At 71.3% G+C, this 18,012-nt stretch carries 13 protein-coding genes; 9 read left to right on the plus strand and 4 right to left on the minus strand.

The window, feature by feature from the left end; translation table 11 throughout:
• Positions 1 to 15: 15 nt before the first annotated feature.
• The 3 genes from WMF14_RS06530 (at position 16) to WMF14_RS06540 (ending at position 3,944) form a co-directional block, all read left to right on the plus strand.
• Entirely contained in the window at positions 16 to 1,569 is a 1,554-nt protein-coding gene (locus tag WMF14_RS06530) for a PLP-dependent aminotransferase family protein (RefSeq protein ID WP_437799305.1), read from the plus strand.
• Between the two features lie 395 nt (positions 1,570 to 1,964).
• Positions 1,965 to 2,555 (plus strand): DUF3943 domain-containing protein, encoded by a 591-nt coding sequence (locus tag WMF14_RS06535; protein ID WP_437799306.1) that lies wholly within the window; start codon positions 1,965 to 1,967, stop codon positions 2,553 to 2,555.
• A gap of 294 nt (positions 2,556 to 2,849) precedes the next feature.
• Complete coding sequence (locus WMF14_RS06540; protein WP_437799307.1) at positions 2,850 to 3,944, plus strand: hypothetical protein; 1,095 nt, start codon at positions 2,850 to 2,852, stop codon at positions 3,942 to 3,944.
• Between the two features lie 95 nt (positions 3,945 to 4,039).
• Here the strand turns inward: WMF14_RS06540 and WMF14_RS06545 are convergent, their stop codons facing one another.
• Positions 4,040 to 4,666, minus strand: a complete 627-nt coding sequence (locus WMF14_RS06545; RefSeq protein ID WP_437799308.1) for a TetR/AcrR family transcriptional regulator — start codon at positions 4,664 to 4,666, stop codon at positions 4,040 to 4,042.
• Positions 4,667 to 4,734: 68 nt separating this feature from the next.
• Here WMF14_RS06545 and WMF14_RS06550 point away from each other — a divergent pair, with 68 nt between their 5' ends.
• Positions 4,735 to 6,171: an FAD-dependent monooxygenase gene (locus WMF14_RS06550; RefSeq protein ID WP_437799309.1), complete on the plus strand. Its 1,437-nt coding sequence runs from the start codon at positions 4,735 to 4,737 to the stop codon at positions 6,169 to 6,171.
• A 50-nt stretch (positions 6,172 to 6,221) separates the two neighbouring features.
• On the opposite strand, the gene WMF14_RS06555 is transcribed toward WMF14_RS06550, so the two are convergent.
• On the minus strand, positions 6,222 to 7,607 hold the full coding sequence (locus tag WMF14_RS06555) for a WD40/YVTN/BNR-like repeat-containing protein (protein ID WP_437799310.1): 1,386 nt from the start codon (positions 7,605 to 7,607) through the stop codon (positions 6,222 to 6,224).
• A 14-nt stretch (positions 7,608 to 7,621) separates the two neighbouring features.
• Positions 7,622 to 9,394, minus strand: a complete 1,773-nt coding sequence (locus tag WMF14_RS06560; protein ID WP_437799311.1) for an RICIN domain-containing protein — start codon at positions 9,392 to 9,394, stop codon at positions 7,622 to 7,624.
• 630 nt (positions 9,395 to 10,024) lie between these two features.
• On the opposite strand from WMF14_RS06560, the gene WMF14_RS06565 reads away from it, so the two are divergent.
• The 5 genes from WMF14_RS06565 to WMF14_RS06585 all read left to right on the plus strand — a co-directional run bounded on the left by WMF14_RS06565 (position 10,025) and on the right by WMF14_RS06585 (position 17,063).
• Positions 10,025 to 11,734: a WD40/YVTN/BNR-like repeat-containing protein gene (locus tag WMF14_RS06565; RefSeq protein WP_437799312.1), complete on the plus strand. Its 1,710-nt coding sequence runs from the start codon at positions 10,025 to 10,027 to the stop codon at positions 11,732 to 11,734.
• 99 nt (positions 11,735 to 11,833) lie between these two features.
• Positions 11,834 to 13,966, plus strand: coding sequence for a molybdopterin oxidoreductase family protein (locus WMF14_RS06570; RefSeq protein WP_437799313.1), 2,133 nt, complete (start codon positions 11,834 to 11,836; stop codon positions 13,964 to 13,966).
• Positions 13,966 to 15,417, plus strand: a complete 1,452-nt coding sequence (locus tag WMF14_RS06575) for an FAD-dependent oxidoreductase (protein WP_437799314.1) — start codon at positions 13,966 to 13,968, stop codon at positions 15,415 to 15,417. The genes WMF14_RS06570 and WMF14_RS06575 overlap by 1 nt, the downstream gene beginning before the upstream one ends.
• An 83-nt stretch (positions 15,418 to 15,500) precedes the next feature.
• A complete protein-coding gene (locus WMF14_RS06580) occupies positions 15,501 to 16,043 on the plus strand; it encodes a YkgJ family cysteine cluster protein (RefSeq protein WP_437799315.1) in 543 nt (180 codons plus the stop codon).
• A gap of 318 nt (positions 16,044 to 16,361) precedes the next feature.
• The gene (locus WMF14_RS06585; protein ID WP_437799316.1) at positions 16,362 to 17,063 is read left to right on the plus strand and encodes a hypothetical protein; all 702 of its coding nucleotides are present in this window, start codon (positions 16,362 to 16,364) and stop codon (positions 17,061 to 17,063) included.
• Between the two features lie 79 nt (positions 17,064 to 17,142).
• Here the strand turns inward: WMF14_RS06585 and WMF14_RS06590 are convergent, their stop codons facing one another.
• Positions 17,143 to 17,874 carry a hypothetical protein gene (locus WMF14_RS06590; protein WP_437799317.1) on the minus strand — a complete coding sequence of 244 codons (732 nt, stop codon included), beginning with the start codon at positions 17,872 to 17,874 and terminating at the stop codon, positions 17,143 to 17,145.
• Positions 17,875 to 18,012: the final 138 nt, after the last annotated feature.

The following is an 18,012-nucleotide window of genomic DNA, read 5'->3' on the forward strand; positions in this document are numbered from 1 at the left end:
GATCAGCCGGTCTCGATGGTGCCAGCGCGCTCCGTCTCTCACGCCGCCCACGCCTTCCTCCGCCTCCAGCGCGGCGCGCCCGCGACCCTGGCCGCCCAGCTGGTCGAGCAGCTGCGCCGCGCCGTGCTGGAGGGCGTCCTCCAGCCAGAGCACCTGCTCCCGTCGTCCCGCGAGCTCGCGCGGGAGCTCGGCGTGTCGCGCAACACGGCGGCGGCGGCGTACGAGGCGCTGGCCGCGGACGGCACCATCGTGGTCCGCCCCCGGCGGGCGCCTGTCGTCGCCCACGTGCCGGCGCGCGCGGGGTGGCAGGGCGCCGCCCGCGCCCAGCCCGCGGCCTCCGCGCCGCGCCTGTCGAAGAGCGCGCGGCGCCTCGTGGCGGTGGTGCCCCCCGACAAGCTCGACGCGCTCCTCGAGAGCCGCGCCCGTTCGCGCCCGTTCGGGGTTGGCCTGCCGGACCTCGATCTGCTCCCGTGGCGCATCTTCGAGCGGTGCCTCGCGCGCCGCGTCCGCTCGATGTCGGCGGCCGACGCGCTCGACCACGATCCGCGGGGCGCGCCGCTGCTCCGGCGCGCCGTGCTCCACCACATCGCGGTGGCCCGCGGCGTGCGCGCGACGGTCGAGCAGGTGTTCATCACGGAGGGATCCCAGGCCGCGGTGGACCTGTGCTGCCGCGCGCTGCTCGACCCGGGCGACGCCGCCTGGGTCGAGGACCCGGGTCCGCTCGCCCTCCGCGCGGCGGTGCGCATGGCGGGCGCGCGGCCGATCCCGATCCCTGTCGACGAGGACGGGCTCCGGGTGCACGTCGGCGCGCATCGACGTCAGGGCGCGCCGCGGGCGCGGGCCGCCTTCGTGTCGCCGGCCTACGCGTTCCCCTCCGGCGCGCGGCTCACGCTGCCGCGGCGCATCGAGCTCCTGTCCTGGGCCGCCAGGGCGGGCGCCGTCGTCGTCGAGATCGACTACGAGGGCGAGCTGCGGTTCGACGGCACCCCGCTGCCCTCGCTCCTCAGCCTCGAGCTCGAGGGCGTGAAGGATCGCGTGATCCATGTGGGGACCTTCAGCCGCTCGCTGTTCCCGGGCCTGCGGCTCGGCTTCATGATCGTGCCGCCCGCGCTGGTGCGCGCCGTGGCCGCGGTGCGCGCGGCGTCGACGCGCTCGCCGCCCTACCTGCTGCAGGCCGCGCTCGCCGACTTCATCGACGAGGGCCACTTCGCGCGCCACCTCCGGAAGCTGAAGCAGGCGACGCGGCGCCGGCGCGACCTCCTGCTCGCGGAGCTCGGGCTGCTCTTGCCGAGCGCCGTCCGGGCGCGGGCGCCCGCGGGGGGCTCGGTGCTGACGCTCGACCTGCCCGCGGGCGCGGACGACGTCGCCATCGTCCAGGCGCTCGCGGCGCGGGGCGTGGACGCGCAGCCGCTCTCGCGCAGCACGGCGGCGCGCGCTTCGGCCCGCGCGCCGCGCGCGCCCGGGCTCATCCTGGGGTTCGGCGCGCACTCGGAGAGCGCGCTCCGGGACGCGGCGCGGACGCTGGCGGCCGTCGTGGTGGGGGCGATCGGGGCGGGCGAGCCGAGATGAAGCGCCGGCGGCGCGGCGCCCAGCTTGGAAATCGGAGAAATAAACCGCCAAGTCGCCAAGGACGCCAAGAAGAGATTAAAATCTTGGCGTCCTTGGCGACTTGGCGGTTCATTTTCATGCCTTCGTGGCGACTTGGCGGTTCATTTTCATGCCTTCTTGGCGTCCTTGGCGACTTGGCGGTTCAACTTCTTGCTGTTGCATGCGGCTTCAACCCGTCTGTCGCTCTAGACTTGGGTCTGGTCGCCGCACCCACCGCGCGCCGCGGCCGCTCCCCAATGGCCCCGATCCGCCTGTGCGCCGCCGCTTCCCTCGCCGTCCTGGTCTCCGCGTGCGCTGGCCGGACCACGGCGGTTCCTCCGGCTGAGTCGGCCTTACCGCCGAGCCGCCCGGCCCCGTTGCAGGAGCGCGCGCCTGCCGCGGGGGAGCCCCAGGCGTGGCCGCGCGCCGCCGCGGCCGAGGCCGTGGAGCCCCTCTGGGCGCCGCCGATCGTGCACACCCTGGCCGTGCTCACGGTGACCCGCAGCGTGGAGGCGGCGCTGTGGCCCGACCCCTTCGCCGACTTCCGCGTGGAGCGATGGGGATACCACTACGGCGAGGCGCTCACGAAGCCGCCGCTCTTCGACGTCGATCAGCCCGCCTTCCGGTGGGATCACGACCCGTGGCCTATCAACGTGGTCGGCCACGGCCTGCTCGGGAGCGAGATGTACCTCAGGGCGCGGATATGCCGCTTCGGCGCCCCGGCCGCGGTCGCGTTCGCCGTCGCCGGCACCCACCTCTGGGAGTACGGCTACGAGGCCAACGGCGTCCGGCCCTCGGCGCTCGATCTCGTCTATACGCCGCTCGCCGGCATCCTCCTGGGCGAGCTCCGGTACGCGACCTGGCGCGCGGCGGGGACCATCGAGAGCGCGCCCGCGCGCCTGATCGTGCGCGCCCTCATGGATCCGTTCGGCGAGATCGAGCGGGGCGCCGGGGTCTTCGGCTGCTGATTCCGCTTGTCAGAAATCACGCCGGAAAGACCGATCGATAAAGAGCGGCTGCCGTGAACAGGAGAGATCTCATCGTTTCCGCCTGTTTCGCCGCCGAGGGCGGCTCCGGTGTGGCCCACGGTGGCGGACGACCAGCGAGCGGCCGAGCGAGCTGTTCAAATCTCGCGGACGCCGGGGTATGCTTCTGCCGGGATGTTGGGGGATTCGTCCAGTCGTGCTGCAAGTGCAGCGCTCAGCGCGAGCTCGCTCGCCGCTGCGCTCCTCTGTTGCCGCGGCGAGGCGCTCGCGCAACCGGTGGCCGCTCCCCTCCCGGTAGAGCCGGTCCCGGCAGAGCCGGCGCCTGTGGAGCAGGGGCCAGGCCGAGCGCCGGGGCTCCGGGGCGGGGCGCCGCTGTTCCACCTCGGCGCGCGTGACAACGCGCTTCGCACGAGCCGATTCGGCTGGACCACCAGCGCCACCACCAACATCTTCGGCGTCGACGGCGGGCCTTACAGCGAGGACGGCGAGCACGCCGGCATGATCTTCTCGCTCGTTCCCCGATACTCGTTCGTGAGCACGAAGGAACACTGGGCCTGGGTGGGTACCGACATCGCCCTGGAGCTGCCCCTGACAGACGGTGATGTCCCCGGAGAGGACTCCGTCACCCTGGCGGACCTGCCCCTCCAGGCCGCGTACAGCTACACGATCTTCCAGAACGACGAGGGCCTCGCCCTGCTCGCCGGGCCCCGTCTCGGCGTCGCGTTCCCGACGTCGCCGGCGAGCCGGGGCGCCGGAGTCTACGTGCGCACGCGGCTCGGGCTCGGTATGCTCGCGAACCTCCCCCTGCTCGATGGAGAGTGGTTGAACGGCGCCTTCTTCTCGGCCGGAGGCGGATGGGAGCACCTGTTCTCGCAGGCCTCCACGCCCGTGAACGGCGACCCCGTCATACCCAGGTCGTCCCCGTCGGGCGAGGCGCAGCTCGAGGCCTCGGGGCAATTCCTGACGCGCGATCAGCTGTCCGTGCAGATGAGCTTCTGGGTCAACCTCTGGGGCGATCTATCGCTCGGCAACACGTGGGGGCTCGTGGCCCGATTCCGTGATGTGCCGAGCGATGGAGGCTGTGTGCCGACCGTGCTGACGTGCGCGCCCGTGGAGTCGCGCGGCTCGTCGGCAACGGCCCAGATGGACAGCACCACGTTCGGGGTGTCGCTGAGCTACCCGGCCGAGGACATCGCATGGTTCGAGCTCGGCTACGACAACACCGCGCCCGGCCTGGGGCCGGACGGACGGCGCCGTTCCGTTTTCTACAGCCCTGGCGCGCAGTTGTACCTCGCGATGACCCTGTTCCTCGATAGCCTCTATGCGAGGGCGACAACCCCGCCTGCAAAGCCGCTGACCGCCGCGCGCTGAGTCGGCGGATGCTTGGCAAGAGCGCCCCGCTCGGCGCGACAGAACGAGCTGGCGGCGGATTCCGGCTGTCTGTTCGACACCTGGGTGGGGATGGGTCATCCGGTCGTCTGCCAGCTCGAGCTCGCTGCCATCCCGTGAATGGCCGCGAAGCCGTGATCGATCAACGCGATGAACGCAGCGTTCGCCTTCTTCGCCGAGCCTCCGCGCTCGAACACGCGGATCGCTTCGGCGTAAGCCGTGCGCCACGTCAGCACGACCATGCCGGCGACGAGCCGCGCGAGGCCATCGGGCTTCGGACCAGCGAGATCGACCGCGAGCCCCTCGACCACCTCGTCCCCCATCTCGCGGAGGCGCGCCTTGAGCGACGGGCTCGCCGCAACGACGCGCCACCAGCCCACCGTCTGGCTGTCGACGCGAGCGAACGGATGCCTCCGCTCGCACAGCCTGTCGACGAGGCGGCGGAGCGCGTCGATCGGCGACTCCCCTTGCGGCCTCTCGCCGATTGCCTCGCGCAAGAGCAGCTTCACCTCGTCCTCGCGATCCAGGAAGAGGTCCTCCTTGCGCGCGAAGTAGTTGAACACCGTCATCTTGGAGACGTTCGCGGCGGCGGCGATCTCCTCGACCGTCACCGCGTCGAAGCCGCGCGCGAAGAACATCGCCGTCGCGACGTCGGAGATCCGCTGCCTGGTCTCGCGCTTCTTGCTTTCGCGGAGCTCGCCCATGGATGAAATCTTAGACTAAGACAAAATTTCTGCTTGCACAAAGTTTTACCGAGTCCAATATTCACGTCATGATTCACGACGTGGTCATCGTAGGCGCTGGCCCGGTAGGGCTCTTCCTCTCGATCGAGCTCGCGACCGCGGGGGTGAAGCCGCTCGTGCTGGAGCGGCTCGTGGAGCCCGACCGCACGATCAAGGCCGCCGGGGTCGGCGCGGTGGCAGCCGAGGCGCTGGAGCGACGCGGGCTCGCGAGCGCGCTCGAGGACGAGCGCCGCGCCGCCATGGCGCTGATGATGCCGGCGCTGAAGGCGCGCTTCGGGCCTGGACCGGTGAAGAGGCCGGGAGGCCATTTCTCTGGCCTGTTCTTGATCGATGGGAGCCTCCAGCGCGACCCGGAGCGCCACATGCGCCTCGTGCCGCAGGAGGCGCTCGAGAAGATCCTGAGCGCGCGCGCGGCGGAGCTCGGGATCGAGCTCCGTCGCGGCATCACGGTGGAAGGCTTCGAGCGGGACGACGACGGCGTGACCGTGCAGACGAGCGCGGGCCCGCTGAGCGCGAAATACCTTGTCGGCTGCGACGGCGGCCGGAGCCGCGTCCGCAAGCTCGCCGGCTTCGAGTTCCCCGGCACGGATCCGACCATCACCGGCTATCAGGCTGTCGTCGAGCTCGATACGCCCGAGAAGCTCGGGACGGGTTGGCACCGAACGCCGCGCGGCCTCGTCGCGTCCGGACCGATGCCGGGGCGCGTCTTCACGGCGGAGTTCAACGGGCCGCCGCCCCCTCGGGATGCGCCGATCACGCGAGCCGAGTTCGAGGCGGCGATCCAGCGCGTGAGCGGCACCGACGTCAAGATCCTGGCGATGACGATGGCGACGCGCTGGACCGACAACGCGCGGCAGGCAACGACCTACCGGATGGGCCGCGTCTTTCTCGCCGGTGACGCCGCGCACGTCCACTCGCCCTTCGGCGGCCAAGGCTTGAACCTCGGCCTCGTCGACGCCGCGAACCTTGGCTGGAAGCTCGCCGCGGCGGTGAAGGGGCGCGAGCATCTGCTCGACTCGTACACCGCCGAGCGCCACCCCGTCGCTGCGCGCGTCCTCGAAAATACCCGCGCGCAAGTCGCGCTCATGCGCCCTGACCCGCTCACGAGCGCGCTCCGCACCATCGTGAGCGACCTGATGAAGCTGCCCGAAGGCAATCGCTACTTCGGCGAGATGCTCACGGGCGTCGGCATTCGTTACGACCTCGGCGACGACGACCCGCTCGTCGGCACGCTCGCGAAGGACCAGCTCCTCACGCTCGAAGGCGGCGGTGAAGAGCGGCTCTACGTGCTCATGGAGAGAGGCGGCGGTCTCTTCATCTCGCCCTCGGAACGGTCACTCCCGCACGACGTGCACCACGCACGCACCAAGGACGGCCCGTCGATGCTGGTCCGTCCCGATGCCTGCATCGTGTGGACCGACGCGTCGTCGACGTCGCTCGACGACGCGCTCGCGCGCTGGTTCTGAATCGGAGCGACGTGCCCGCCCAGCACCCGATGCGGGAACGGCCCGGGCCGTCACCGCGCTCCCGGCGCCTGCGCGCGGCGGCGTCCGTGCCGCCGCGCGCGCAGGAGCGCGCCGCCGGCCGCGGCGAGGCAGCTCAGGAGCGCCCCGGCGCGCCCCCCGCCCGACGCCCCGCAGGAGCAGCCGCCGCCCGCGCTCGGCTCGGCAGCGCCCGCGCCGGCCTCGCCTCCGCCGGCGCTCGCCGCGCTCCCGCCCGCGCCCGCGGCGTCGCCCGAGCCGGCGCCGGCCTCGCATGACGCCGCGGCGCCGATGAAGCGCGCTGTCGCCGGCCAGAGCTTGGGGCAGGTCTGGCCTGTCGAGCCGTCGACCCCGCAGGCCGCCGGCGCGCCGCAGAGCCGGTCGAGCGTCATGAGCGGCGAGAACGTCCTGCCCCCGTCCGTGGAAACGCCGGCGGAGAAGCCGTCCACGGGCTCGTCGGCGCAGGCGAAGAGGCCCCGCGCGGTCCACGTCAGGCAGCGGACGCCGAGCTGGCCAACCTGGGTGAACTCGAGGGTATCCGTCGGCGCGACCCACAGGCCGTCCAGATCGCTGCCGGCCGCGATCTCGGTCCCGTCGGGCGAGAGGGCGAGGCCGAGGAGGCTCGCGGCCTGGAACACCTCGCGCCACGTGGCGCCCCCATCCCGCGAGACCAGCAGGGCGTCCGCGCCGTCGCCGTCGCGGCGCACGTACACAACGTCAGGGTCGTTCGGGTCCACGGCGCCGAGGTACGGCAGGTTGCGATCGTCGCTGCCAGGGACGTCGAGCTCCTCCCAGGTCGCGCCGCGATCGTCCGAGCGCCGCACGATCCCCGGGAACGTGGGGCCGTTGCGGCGCCCGCTCACGTAGATGCGCCGCGGATCGCCGGGCGCGCTGTCCAGGGTCACGCCGAGGAACGTGCTCGGGAAATCGACCCCGGCCTGCGTCCATGTCCGCCCGTCGTCCTTCGATTCCCAGACCTGCGTCAAGATCGCGTCGCCGGCCATGACGCTGGAGCCGAGCAGGAGGACGCTCGCGGGATCCGCGCGATCGATCGACAGATCGACGATGTTGCCCTCGGGGAGCGCGCCCTCGGCGATGTGCCAGTCGCAGCCGCCGTCGTGCGTCGCGCTGAGCCCGTCGAAGAGCCCGGCGAGGATCGAGCCGTCGGCGGTGACGACGAGCATGGGGTCCTCGAAGCCGCTGTAGCCGATGGCCGCTTCACAGATCCACGACCAGCGCTCGCCGCCGTCGTGCGTGGTGAGGACGCCGTAGGTCGCGCGGACGATGATGTGCTCGGGATCGGCGGGATCGACGAGGATCTGGCCGGCGGCGGGGTATCGGCCGTTGGCGCGCGCGGGCGGGGCGGCGGAGAGGGCGAGGCCCGCCGCGGCGGCGGCGAGCCCGAGGGCGATGCGGTTCATCGAAGCGAGGTTCGCTACTGCCGCCGGAACTGCTGGTTCGTCCCGTTGTTACAGGTGTACTGGGCGAGCCTGGCGCCGTCGGCGGTGCTGGCCCCGTAGACGTCGACGCACTTCCCGCTGTTGACCGAGCGCAGCGAGACGACGCCGTTGCCGCGATCGATGAGATCCCACTTCTGGCTGTTCTTGCCGCTGTTGCAGTCCGCCTGCGTGATGTTCGCCCCGTTGTTCCGGCTGGACCCCTGCACGTCGGCGCACTTTCCGCTGTTCACGTTCTTCACGGTCGCCGTGGTGCCGCTGATGATCTCGACCTGCCACTGCTGATCGCTCGCCCCGGTGCACGGCCGCTGGACGACGGTGGCGCCGTTGTCCAGGCTCGCCGCATTGACGCTCATGCATTTGCCGGAATGGAGGGCCGCCAGGCTCTGGCCGACAGCGCCGCCGGTGCCGCCGCCGGGGTCGCCGCCGGGATTGCCGCCGGGGTCGCCCGTGCCGCCGCCCAGGCCGGAGATCTGGACCTGCGCGCCCGTGGCCGACACCGCGAGGAGCTTCAGCGTCGCGTTCGTCCCGAAGAGCTGATGAGAAGCGCCGACGACGAGCGGCGCGTCCCTGAAGTTCCCGCCAGGGACCATGTCGAGCAGGTGCGCCCGGCCGCTCTCTCGCGACTGCGTGAAGAACGCATGGATGAGCAGGCCCTTCGTGGAGAGGTTGCGCGAGTCGACGACGTTCGTCGCCGCGGGCTGGCGGAACTCGATCTGGTACATGATGTCGTTCGGGCCCTTGACGCGGAGGAGCTGGATCCCGGTGCTCGCCTCGGTCATCGGGGCGAGCGTATACGTCCCGTCGGCGGTGACCGTCTGGGCCTGCGACGACGGGATCCACCCGAGGTTCACCTTGTAGTTGGCGTTGTAGTGCTGCTTCCCGCCGTCGCCCATCGGGTCGAAAATATCGCCGTACTCGTCGAAGGTGCAGTCGTTGCTCATCGTCACCGTCGCCCCGCTGCTGCGGCACGTCCGCGAGGAGGCGTGCCACAGGCCGAAGTTGTGGCCGAGCTCGTGCACGACGACCTCGGGCCAGAGGCCGGCCATCCAGGTGGCGTTGCCGGGCTGCGCGCCCATGCCGGCGTACCCGCAATCCATCTTCCCCACGATCATGTAGTGCTGGTACGCGCTCAGATTGAAGCCGGCGTTCTTCGCCGCGGTCCTGGCCTCGTTCTGCCATCGGTCGTAGTCGTCGCACTTGCCGAAGGTGATGTTGAACGGGCCGGCGAGGTCGTACTCGAGCTGCATCTTGCCGAACGACGAGCCCGCCAGGTGGGTCGCCGCTCCGGCCATCATGTTGCGCACGTCCTGCTCCGTGCCCATCGTCTGGCCGCCGTCGAACTGCACGCGCAGCACAAGGACGCGCTTGGTCCCGGTCGTCACGAGCGCGTTCGTCAGCTCGCCGATGCCCTCCGCCGGCCGCATCGTGTCGACCACGATCATGCCGTCGTCGGTCACGGTGCCGAACACGTCCACCGGGGAGCCGCTCGCCGTGCGCCAGTCGGTCGACGGCTCGGCGCCCGGCGCCGTATCCGTCATCGAGTCCAGGTTCAGGCGCACGAACACCCCATCTTCCCGCTCCAGCATGTACCGCGCCTCGCCGTTGGCGACGGCGACGGTTAGCGTCCCAGAGGCGGTCGGGGTCGGCCCCGCTCCCTCGTCATCGGCGTCGATGCTCAGGCAGCCGGGCGCGAACGCGCACGCTGCGGTGAGGGCAGCCGCGGTGAGGTGTGACTTGAAGCGCTTCATTGGATCTTCCTTTCCTGGCTCGGTCCGATGCGCCCATCTCCCCCGATGTCGGAGAGCGCCGCACCATCCCCCTCAGGAGCCCGGGCGCGACGCGACGGAGCGCTGCCAAGGAGAGGCCGCAAGCGCCGCCAGCCTCTCCGCTGCTGATGTAGATTGACGGCCGATCCGCTCGCGGATCCGCGCGACCATCGCTCGCGATCGCCGCGCCGTGCTGCCATCCCCGCACCCTCGCGAGTGCCTATGCCTTCAAAGCAAATCCGCGGCCAAGGACGTGCTACCGCCTTGACACGGGCAGCGTGCCTCTCTCGGTGAAACAATCACGTGAGGACGGCCTGTGATCCAATCCGATATGATGTTTGCGCGATTGGCATGGATCGCGAGAGATCCCGAATGGACATGAAAACACCACCCCAGTGAGACCACGTGAGTTGGTGGATGAGCGCTTGAGCTCGGCCGATCGAGCGAGCTTGGCCGGCATTCTGCGCGATCTGCTGCCAGGGTGGCAATCCGTGGTCGCGGGTGAGCGCGTGAGTTCTCCGGTGAGGACGCGGGCGGCGATGTGGGTAGATTGGCGCGCTCGCAGCAGTCCCCGGCGACCGTCGCTTCGTCCGGCCTGGTATCGTGGCCGGGATGAGCATCCGGCACAGCGCCGTCTGGGGACGAGGGCACCTGATTGTCATCGCGGGATCCCAGGGGCACGTGCTCCGCTCGGAGGACGGCGGCCAGCGCTGGAAGAGGGTGCAGACGGCCACCCGCCAGGACCTGAGCGCGCTCGCAGGCGCCGGCGCGGCGCTGATCGCCGCCGGACACCGCGGGACCCTGCTGTCATCGCGCGATGACGGGCGGCGCTGGTCCGACGTGGGCTGCGGCGCGACGGCGGACCTGCGCGGCGTCGCCCTGCGGGACGACGGCGAGGCCATCGCGGTGGGGCTCGGCGGGACGGTGCTCCGCTCCGGCAATCACGGCCAGACCTGGGGAGCCGGGCCGAGCCCCGGAGACCTCTGCCTGGAGGCCGCCGCGCTCGACGCCGAGGGCCGCTTCCTCGCGCTCGCGCTCGAAGGACAGCTCGCCACCCTGCAAGGAGCGACATGGACGTGCCACAAAGTCCCGGGCCGGAATCCGAGGGCGCTCTGCGCGCGAGGCGAGCTCGTGATCGTGGGCGACGGCGATGGCCATGCCCACGCGAGCCGGGACGGGGGCGCCTCCTGGGAGTCGCATTCCACCGGGACCGGGCGCTCGATCAAGGCGCTGTGGCTCGGCGCCGCGGGCCTCGTGATCGCGTCCGGCGAGAGCGGCATCCTGGCGGTCGGCGAGGACGAGGGCCGCACCTGGAGGCGCGCCGCGCTCCGGTCCGATCAGCACCGCTGCGCGGCGTGGGGCGATGACCAGGGCGCGATCTGGTGCGTGGGAGACGGCCCCGCCGCCCGATCCCTCGATGGCGGGAAGAGCTTCACCAAGGTGCCAGTCCAGGCAGGGGACGCGCCGCTCGACGGCCCCTGGGAAAAGGTGCCTGTTCGAGGGAAGTTCCGGGGCCTCTGGGTGCAAGGCCAGGGGAGGGTCGTTCTGGTGGGCGACGGCGGCGCCATCGCGCGAACCCACGACGGCGGCCAGACATGGGAGAGGAGCGCCGTGGAGGACGCCGGCGCGCTGATCGCCGTGTGGGGCAGCGGCGAGGCGATCCTGGCTGTCGGCGAGGGGTCCTCGCAGATCCGATCCGAGGACGGCGGACACCGCTGGATGGCAGTGACAGGCAATCCCGGCGGGGCCTCGGTCCACGGGCAGGACGGGACAGGGGCGTTCGCCGTCCTCGATGGCCGGGTCTGCCGCCTCGACGCGGACGGCTCACGATGGGTGGAGCTGGAGGTCCCGCGCGCGCCGCGCCTCCGCGCCGTCTGGGCAGGGCCGGAGCAGCGCGCCGTGGCGGTGGGCTCGGGCGGCGCCATCGTCCGCACGGTCGACGGCGGCGCCACGTGGGAAGCCGCGGAGAGCGGCAGCTCCCGCGATCTGTCCGCCATCTGGGGCAGGGGCGATGAGCTCTTCGTGGCGGGTGGACTGGGCGTCAGCGACGTGCTGCGCTCTCTAGACGGAGGCGCGAGCTGGGAGGTGCCTGTCCAGGTCTCCGGCAGCCTCAGGAGCCTCTGGGGCGATGACGCCGGCACGCTGTGGGCGTGCGGCGCGGGCGGCGTGCTCCTGCGATCCATCGATGGCGGGCACACCTGGCGAGGCGAGGCGTCCGGCACCTGGGGCACGCTGTTCGAGGTGCGCGGGGACGGGGCCGAGGTGTGGGCGCTGGGGGAGAGCCTCCTGCTGCGCCGGCGGCATGGGGCATCGACAGGTTAACTGCCCGCACATTCCTCAGAAATACGTCCGAAACAGAGCGGCTGCTACATCACTGCGAGCCTCCTCGACGCGCTCGCTGAGGGTGGCTGACACGACTCCATGGCACCGCGCTCCTTCCTTCGGCTCAAGATCGTCACCTCCGAGACGACCACGCAGACCCACTGTCCTTACTGCGCCTTCCAGTGCGGCGTGGTCATGACGGATCGCGCGGCCCACGCAGGGGCGATCGACGTCCGACCGGACGACGATTTCCCCGTCAACCGCGGGCAGATGTGCATCAAGGGGTTCACCTCCGCGGCCCTGCTCGATCACCCCGAGCGGCTGACGGTGCCGAAGATCCGCGGGCGCGCCGGCCGCCTCCTGCCGGCGCGCTGGGACACGGCGCTCGATTTCGTCGCCGAGCGGCTCCTCCGGCTGCGAGAGCTCCACGGCCCCGCGGCGCTGGCCGCGTTCGGCAGCGGCGCCCTGACGAACGAGAAGACTTACCTCCTCGGCAAATTCGTCCGCCTCGCCCTCCAGTCGCCGAACGTCGATTACAACGGCCGCTATTGCATGTCCTCGGCGGCCGCGGGGCAGAACAAGGCGTTTGGCGTCGACCGCGGCCTGCCGTTCCCCGTGTCCGATATCGCCCAGACCAAGGCGCTGCTCCTCTGGGGCGCGAACTGCGCGGAGACCCTGCCGCCGATCATGCAATGGATCTTCGCGCAGCGCGACAACGGCGGCGCGCTGATCGTCGTCGACCCGCGGCGCACCGACACGGCGCGCGCCGCGGCGCTCCACCTCCAGCCCACGCCCGGGTCCGACCTGGCGCTCGCCAACGGCCTCCTCTACCTCGCCCTCGAGGAGAAGCTCATCGACACGGCGTATATCGCCGCGCGCACGGACGGGTTCGACGATCTCCGCCGCGCCGTCCTCTCGTACCACCCGGCGCACGTCGAGCGGCTGACCGGGGTCTCCACGCAGGATCAGCTCAAGGCCGTGCGGCTGCTCGCCGAGGCGCCGAGCAGCATGCTGCTCTCCGGCCGCGGGCCGGAGCAGCAGTCGAAGGGGGTGGACACCGTGCTCTCCTTCATCAACCTGATGCTCGCGCTCGGCAAGGTCGGCAAGCCGTACAGCGGCTATGGCTGCCTCACCGGACAGGGCAACGGCCAGGGGGGCCGCGAGCACGGCCAGAAGGCGGATCAGCTCCCCGGCTACCGGCATATCGAGGACGCGGAGCACCGGGCCGCCATCGCCCGCGTCTGGGGCGTCGACCCTGCCGAGCTGCCAGGCAAGGGGAAGAGCGCCTACGAGCTGCTCGACGCGCTCGGCCCCGAGGGGGGCATCCGCGCGCTGCTCGTGTTCGGATCCAACGTGGCTGTCGCGTCGCCGAACGCGCTCAACGTCGAGCGGCGGCTCGCGTCGCTCGATCTGCTCGTGGTCTGTGACGCCTTCGCCAACGAGACGGCCCGGGACGCCCACGTCCTCCTTCCGATCGCCCAGTTCGCGGAGGAGGAGGGGACGATGACGAACCTCGAAGGGCGGGTGATCCTGCGGCAGAAGGTCCGCCCGGCGCCCCCCGAGGTGAAGACCGATATCGAGATCTTCTGCGAGCTCGCGCGCCGCCTCGGCGCGGGCAGGCACTTCCAGTACACGTCCGCGGAGCAGGTGTTCGACGAGCTGCGCCGGGCGACCGCGGGCGCCAAGGCGGACTACAGCGGCATCACCTACGACAAGATACGCCGGCACCGAGGCGTCTTCTGGCCGTGCCCGTCGGTCGAGCACCCGGGGACTCCGCGCCTCTTCGCCGAGCGGTTCCATCACCCGAACGGCCGGGCGCGGTTCCACGCGGTCCACCACCGCCCCGCCGCCGAGCTCCCCGACGACGCTTATCCGTTCTACTTCACGACGGGCCGCTACAAGGAACACTACAACTCCGGCGCCCAGACGCGCCGGGTCTCCACGCTGGAAGAGGCCAAGCCCGAGCCGAAGGTCGAGGTCCACCCCAGGCTGGCGGCGCGCCTCGGCGTCGTCGATGGCGACTCGCTCCTCGTCGAGAGCCGGCGAGGGGCGGTCACCTTCCGGGTGGCGGTCGCGCCCGCGATCCGGCCGGACACGCTCTTTGCTCCGTTTCACTGGGGCGGCAAGAAGGCCGCCAACATCCTCACCGTGCCGGCGCTGGACCCGACCAGCCGGATGCCGGAGTTCAAGGTGTGCGCCGTCAGGGCGCGCCGGGTCTCGGAGTCGAACTGATGCGAAGGAAGGACCTTGTCATCGTTGGCAACGGCATGGCGGCGTGCCGCCTGCTGGACGAGCTGATGTCGCGCGGCGCGAGGGACCGCTACGACATCACCGTCTTCGGCGAGGAGCGGGGCGGCGCCTACAACCGCGTCCTGCTCAGCAAGGTGCTCGCAGGGGAGGCGCCGGACTCCATCGTCACGAAGCCCCCCGCCTGGTACGAGCGGAACGGGGTGCGGCTCGTCGGCGGGACCTCCGTGGCGCGGATCGACACCGCGTCGAGGGCGGTCGTGGCAGCCGACGGCGCGCGCCAGCGTTATGACGTCGCCGTGCTCGCGACCGGCAGCCAGCCGCTCGTCCCGCCGCTCGAGGGCATGACGACCTCGGAGGGCGATCTGCGCCCGGGCGTCTTCGTGTACAGGACGATGGACGATTGCGTCCGGATGCGCGGCTGCGCGCGGGCGGGAGACAACGCCATCGTGGTCGGCGGCGGGCTCCTCGGCCTGGAGGCGGCCAAGGTGCTGAGCGACATGGGCCTCCACGTGACCGTCATCCACGTCGCGAAGAGCCTCATGAACGCGCAGCTCGACCAGATGGGCGGCGACATGCTCGAGCAGCACATCGAGCGCTGCGGCATCTTCGTCCGCACCGGGCGCACCGTCGAGGCCATCTGCGGGGAGGAGTCCGTCGAGGGGTGTCGCCTCGACGACGGCAGCGTCCTGCCGGCCGACATGGTGGTCCTCGCGTGCGGCGTCCGGCCCCGCGTCGACGTCGCGCGGGCCTCCAACCTGCCCATCAACAAGGGCATCGTCGTCAACGACACGATGGCCACCCAGGTGCCCGGCATCTATGCCATCGGCGAGTGCGCGGAGCACCGGGGCAGGCTCTATGGCATCGTGACGCCCATCTGGGAGCAGGCCGCCGTCCTCGCCGACGTCCTGACGGGCGCGAACCCGCAGGCGCGCTACCGAGGCACGAAGCTGTATACCCGGCTGAAGGTGGCGGGCGTCGACGTCACCTCCATGGGCAGCACCGAGCCGGAGCTCGAGAGCGACGACGTGCTCCAGGTCGTGGAGACGCGGAAGAGCACGTACCGGAAGCTGATCCTCCGCGACGGGCGACTGTTAGGCGCCCAGTTCGTCGGCAACACCGCGGCAGCCGCCACGCTCGTGCAGCTCTTCGATCGCAACGATCCGCTGCCCGCCGATCCTCTGGAGGCGCTCTGCGCCGGCGGCGGCGCGGGGCCGGCGGCGCAGGCCGAGCGCATCGTCTGCAACTGTCACAAGGTCAGCGAGGCGACCCTCCGGGAGGCCATCGAGGGCGGCGCCTGCTCGCTGGAGGCGGCGTGCGCCGCGACCAAGGCCGGCACGGGGTGCGGCTCCTGCCGCGGCGAGGTCGCCCAGCTCGTGGCCCGGCACGCGCCGTCGGCGGAGGTCGCCAGCGGCCGCGCCGTGGCCGCCGGATAACGTGGAGAGCGCGCCGAGGCGAGCGGAGCGGCGCAGATGCGGCCGTGGCGCACGAGGATCCGCCCCGCTATAGACGCCGACGCATGCACCGCACGCCGCGCGAGCGCCTCCACGAGCTCTTCACCAAGGTCGACGCGTTCTTCGCGAGCGCGAGCGCCCGCCACGGCGGGCGGATGGCCTGCAGCACGGGGTGCAGCGACTGTTGCCGGCGGCGGTTCTCGGTGACGTCGATCGAGGCCGACGCGATCCGCGAGGCGCTCGCGGCGCTCCCGGTGACCGACCGCGCGGCGCTCGCCGAGCGCGCGCGAGCGGGCGATCCCGGCGTGTGCCCGGCGCTCGACGGGGAGGGGAGGTGCGCCATCTACGCGGCGCGGCCGCTCATCTGCCGCACGCACGGCCTGCCCATCCGGTTCGCGCCGGCCAGCGAGCGCGCGCTGCCGGTCATCGACGCCTGCCCGAAGAACTTCGTGGGAGAAGACCTCCACGCCGTCGAGGCGTCGTCGGTCCTCGACCAGACGACGCTGTCGACGGTGCTGGCCGCCCTCGACATGGCCCACGCCGACGCCGCGGGGCAGCCGCGCGGGCAGCGCGTCGCGATCGCAGCGGTGCTCTCGGGCGAGGAGTAGCTGCCACCGGGCCGTCGACCCGATGACGAGCCGGTCCCGCTCAGCCGACCGACGGTCGTCGGCGCCATGGCGCTCTCGGCCTCGGCTTGCGCGCGCTCGCAGTGGCACAGATCAGGCAGTGGCACAGGCCAGCTATGGCTCAAATAATTGGCTCAATATGGGCCAAATACTGAGCGGGTGCCAATGTGCACGCGCTGATTTGCGGAAAATCCAGGTTGGCCCGCGGGTTGCTCTTCGGTGGTGGCCCACTCTGGACCGGTGGCAGGTCACGGCACACGCCGCCGTCGGTCCGGAGGGGCAGCTTACCTGGAGGATAGAATGACCAAGACGATCAGAGGGTTTGGGTCGGTGGCGGCGGCTGGCGTGGTGTTCGCGGCCTTGCTCAGCGGTTGCGGCTCGCAGGCCGCCGATCGCGGTCCGGACGTCGGCTCGATCAGCTTGCCGCTCGCGGCTAACGCGCCGTCTGGAGCGCGGTATCGGCTCCGCGACGCCACGTTCGAGATCTCGAACGGTTATTACTACTACGAGGATGAGAATACCTCAGCCATGGCTGTCGGTGGTGGCTACGGAACCGTGGTGACGGTCAGCAGCGAGGATCAGGATCCGGACGAGAGCTCCCTCGTCGTCGATCTGGAGCAGGGAGGGTACGGCGTCAGGCTCCTTCCGGGCTGGCACTTCGAGAAGGTCGAGGACGGCACGGTGACGGATCCGAACGTGGAGGCCACGCTGCTATCGCGGCAAACGGTCTACGTGTACGTCTCGCCGCGTTCGACGACCTGGGCCGAGTATGCGTTCGGTATCGGGAGCAGCGAGCTGTGGCTCAACGGCAAGGTGAACCTCGACATCAACGTCTACGAAGATCCGGACGACTACTACGGTTCGGGCGGAGCCGGAGGCGGGGACCCCGGAACCGGAGGCGCGGGCCCCGTCGAGAGCGTGACCAGCGGCTACCCCGGGACCGGGGGCAGCTACTCCGGGGCCGGGGGTGGCTACTACGGGGTCGGGGGCGGCTCGCCGTGATAGAAGAGCTGCTACGACAGTAGCGGCAGTTCGTGGCGCGGCTGACGAGAGCTCAGCCGAACGAGCGACTCGTCGCTTGTCATCGAGGGCTGCACTGCACGACGCAGATGGCGGTGGCGCCCCTGGCGCGCGCGCTCGCCTCGCATGCATGCTTCGCTTGCTGCGACGCCAGGAAGCGATCCTTCGCCGAGCCGTTGCCGAACACCATCTGATAGTTGCACGCGCCCGCGAAGCCGCAGACGCGCACGGACGCGCTCGCCGTACACCACCAGGACGACCCGCCCGTCGCGCTCCCGTTGCTGGGGCTTCCCTTCGAGGAGCCCTCGCTCGGGGAGGTGGGCGTCCGCGCCGCTGTCGACAGAGGCGCCGGCGCCTCGCCCGTCTCGTCGTCGGCAGCAGGCGACGGGGCATCACCCGCGGCGTGGTCGCCGGTGGACGGGTCTTCGCCCGCCGCCTCGTCGGCCTCCTGGTCGGGCCGAAGGGGGGTGCTCGTCGACCTGGGCACCACCGGCGAGGCGCCGCCGGCGGTCGACACGCCGGAAGGCGTGGTCTCGACGACGGTTTGCTCCGGCGATGCGCTCGCCGCCAGGTACACAGCGCCGCCGATCACGAGGATGGCGCCCATGCCCAGCGCGAACAACCCGCCGAGGACGATGAGCACGATCACGAGCGGCGACAGGCCTGACTTCGGACGCTGCGGCGGCGGTGGAGGGTAGTAAGGCGGCGGCTGCGGAGGGTAGTAAGGCGGCGGTTGCGGAGGGTACTGAGGCGGCTGCTGCGGAGGGTACTGAGGGCGCCCTGGACCGAACATCTCGCAGTCATAGCGCAGCGGAGCCGTCCGCGCTGCGTGAGACGATCACCCACGCTGTCGGCGAACGAACGATGTCGCATCGGACGAGCCCGCCCGCGAGGGGTGCTGTCCGCGGCGGTGTTGCTTCGGAGCCGGCGG

Origin of the sequence: Sorangium sp. So ce693 (assembly GCF_051521375.1) — a bacterium.
In the GTDB taxonomy this organism is placed as follows: Bacteria; Myxococcota_A; Polyangia; order Polyangiales; family Polyangiaceae; genus Sorangium; species Sorangium atrum.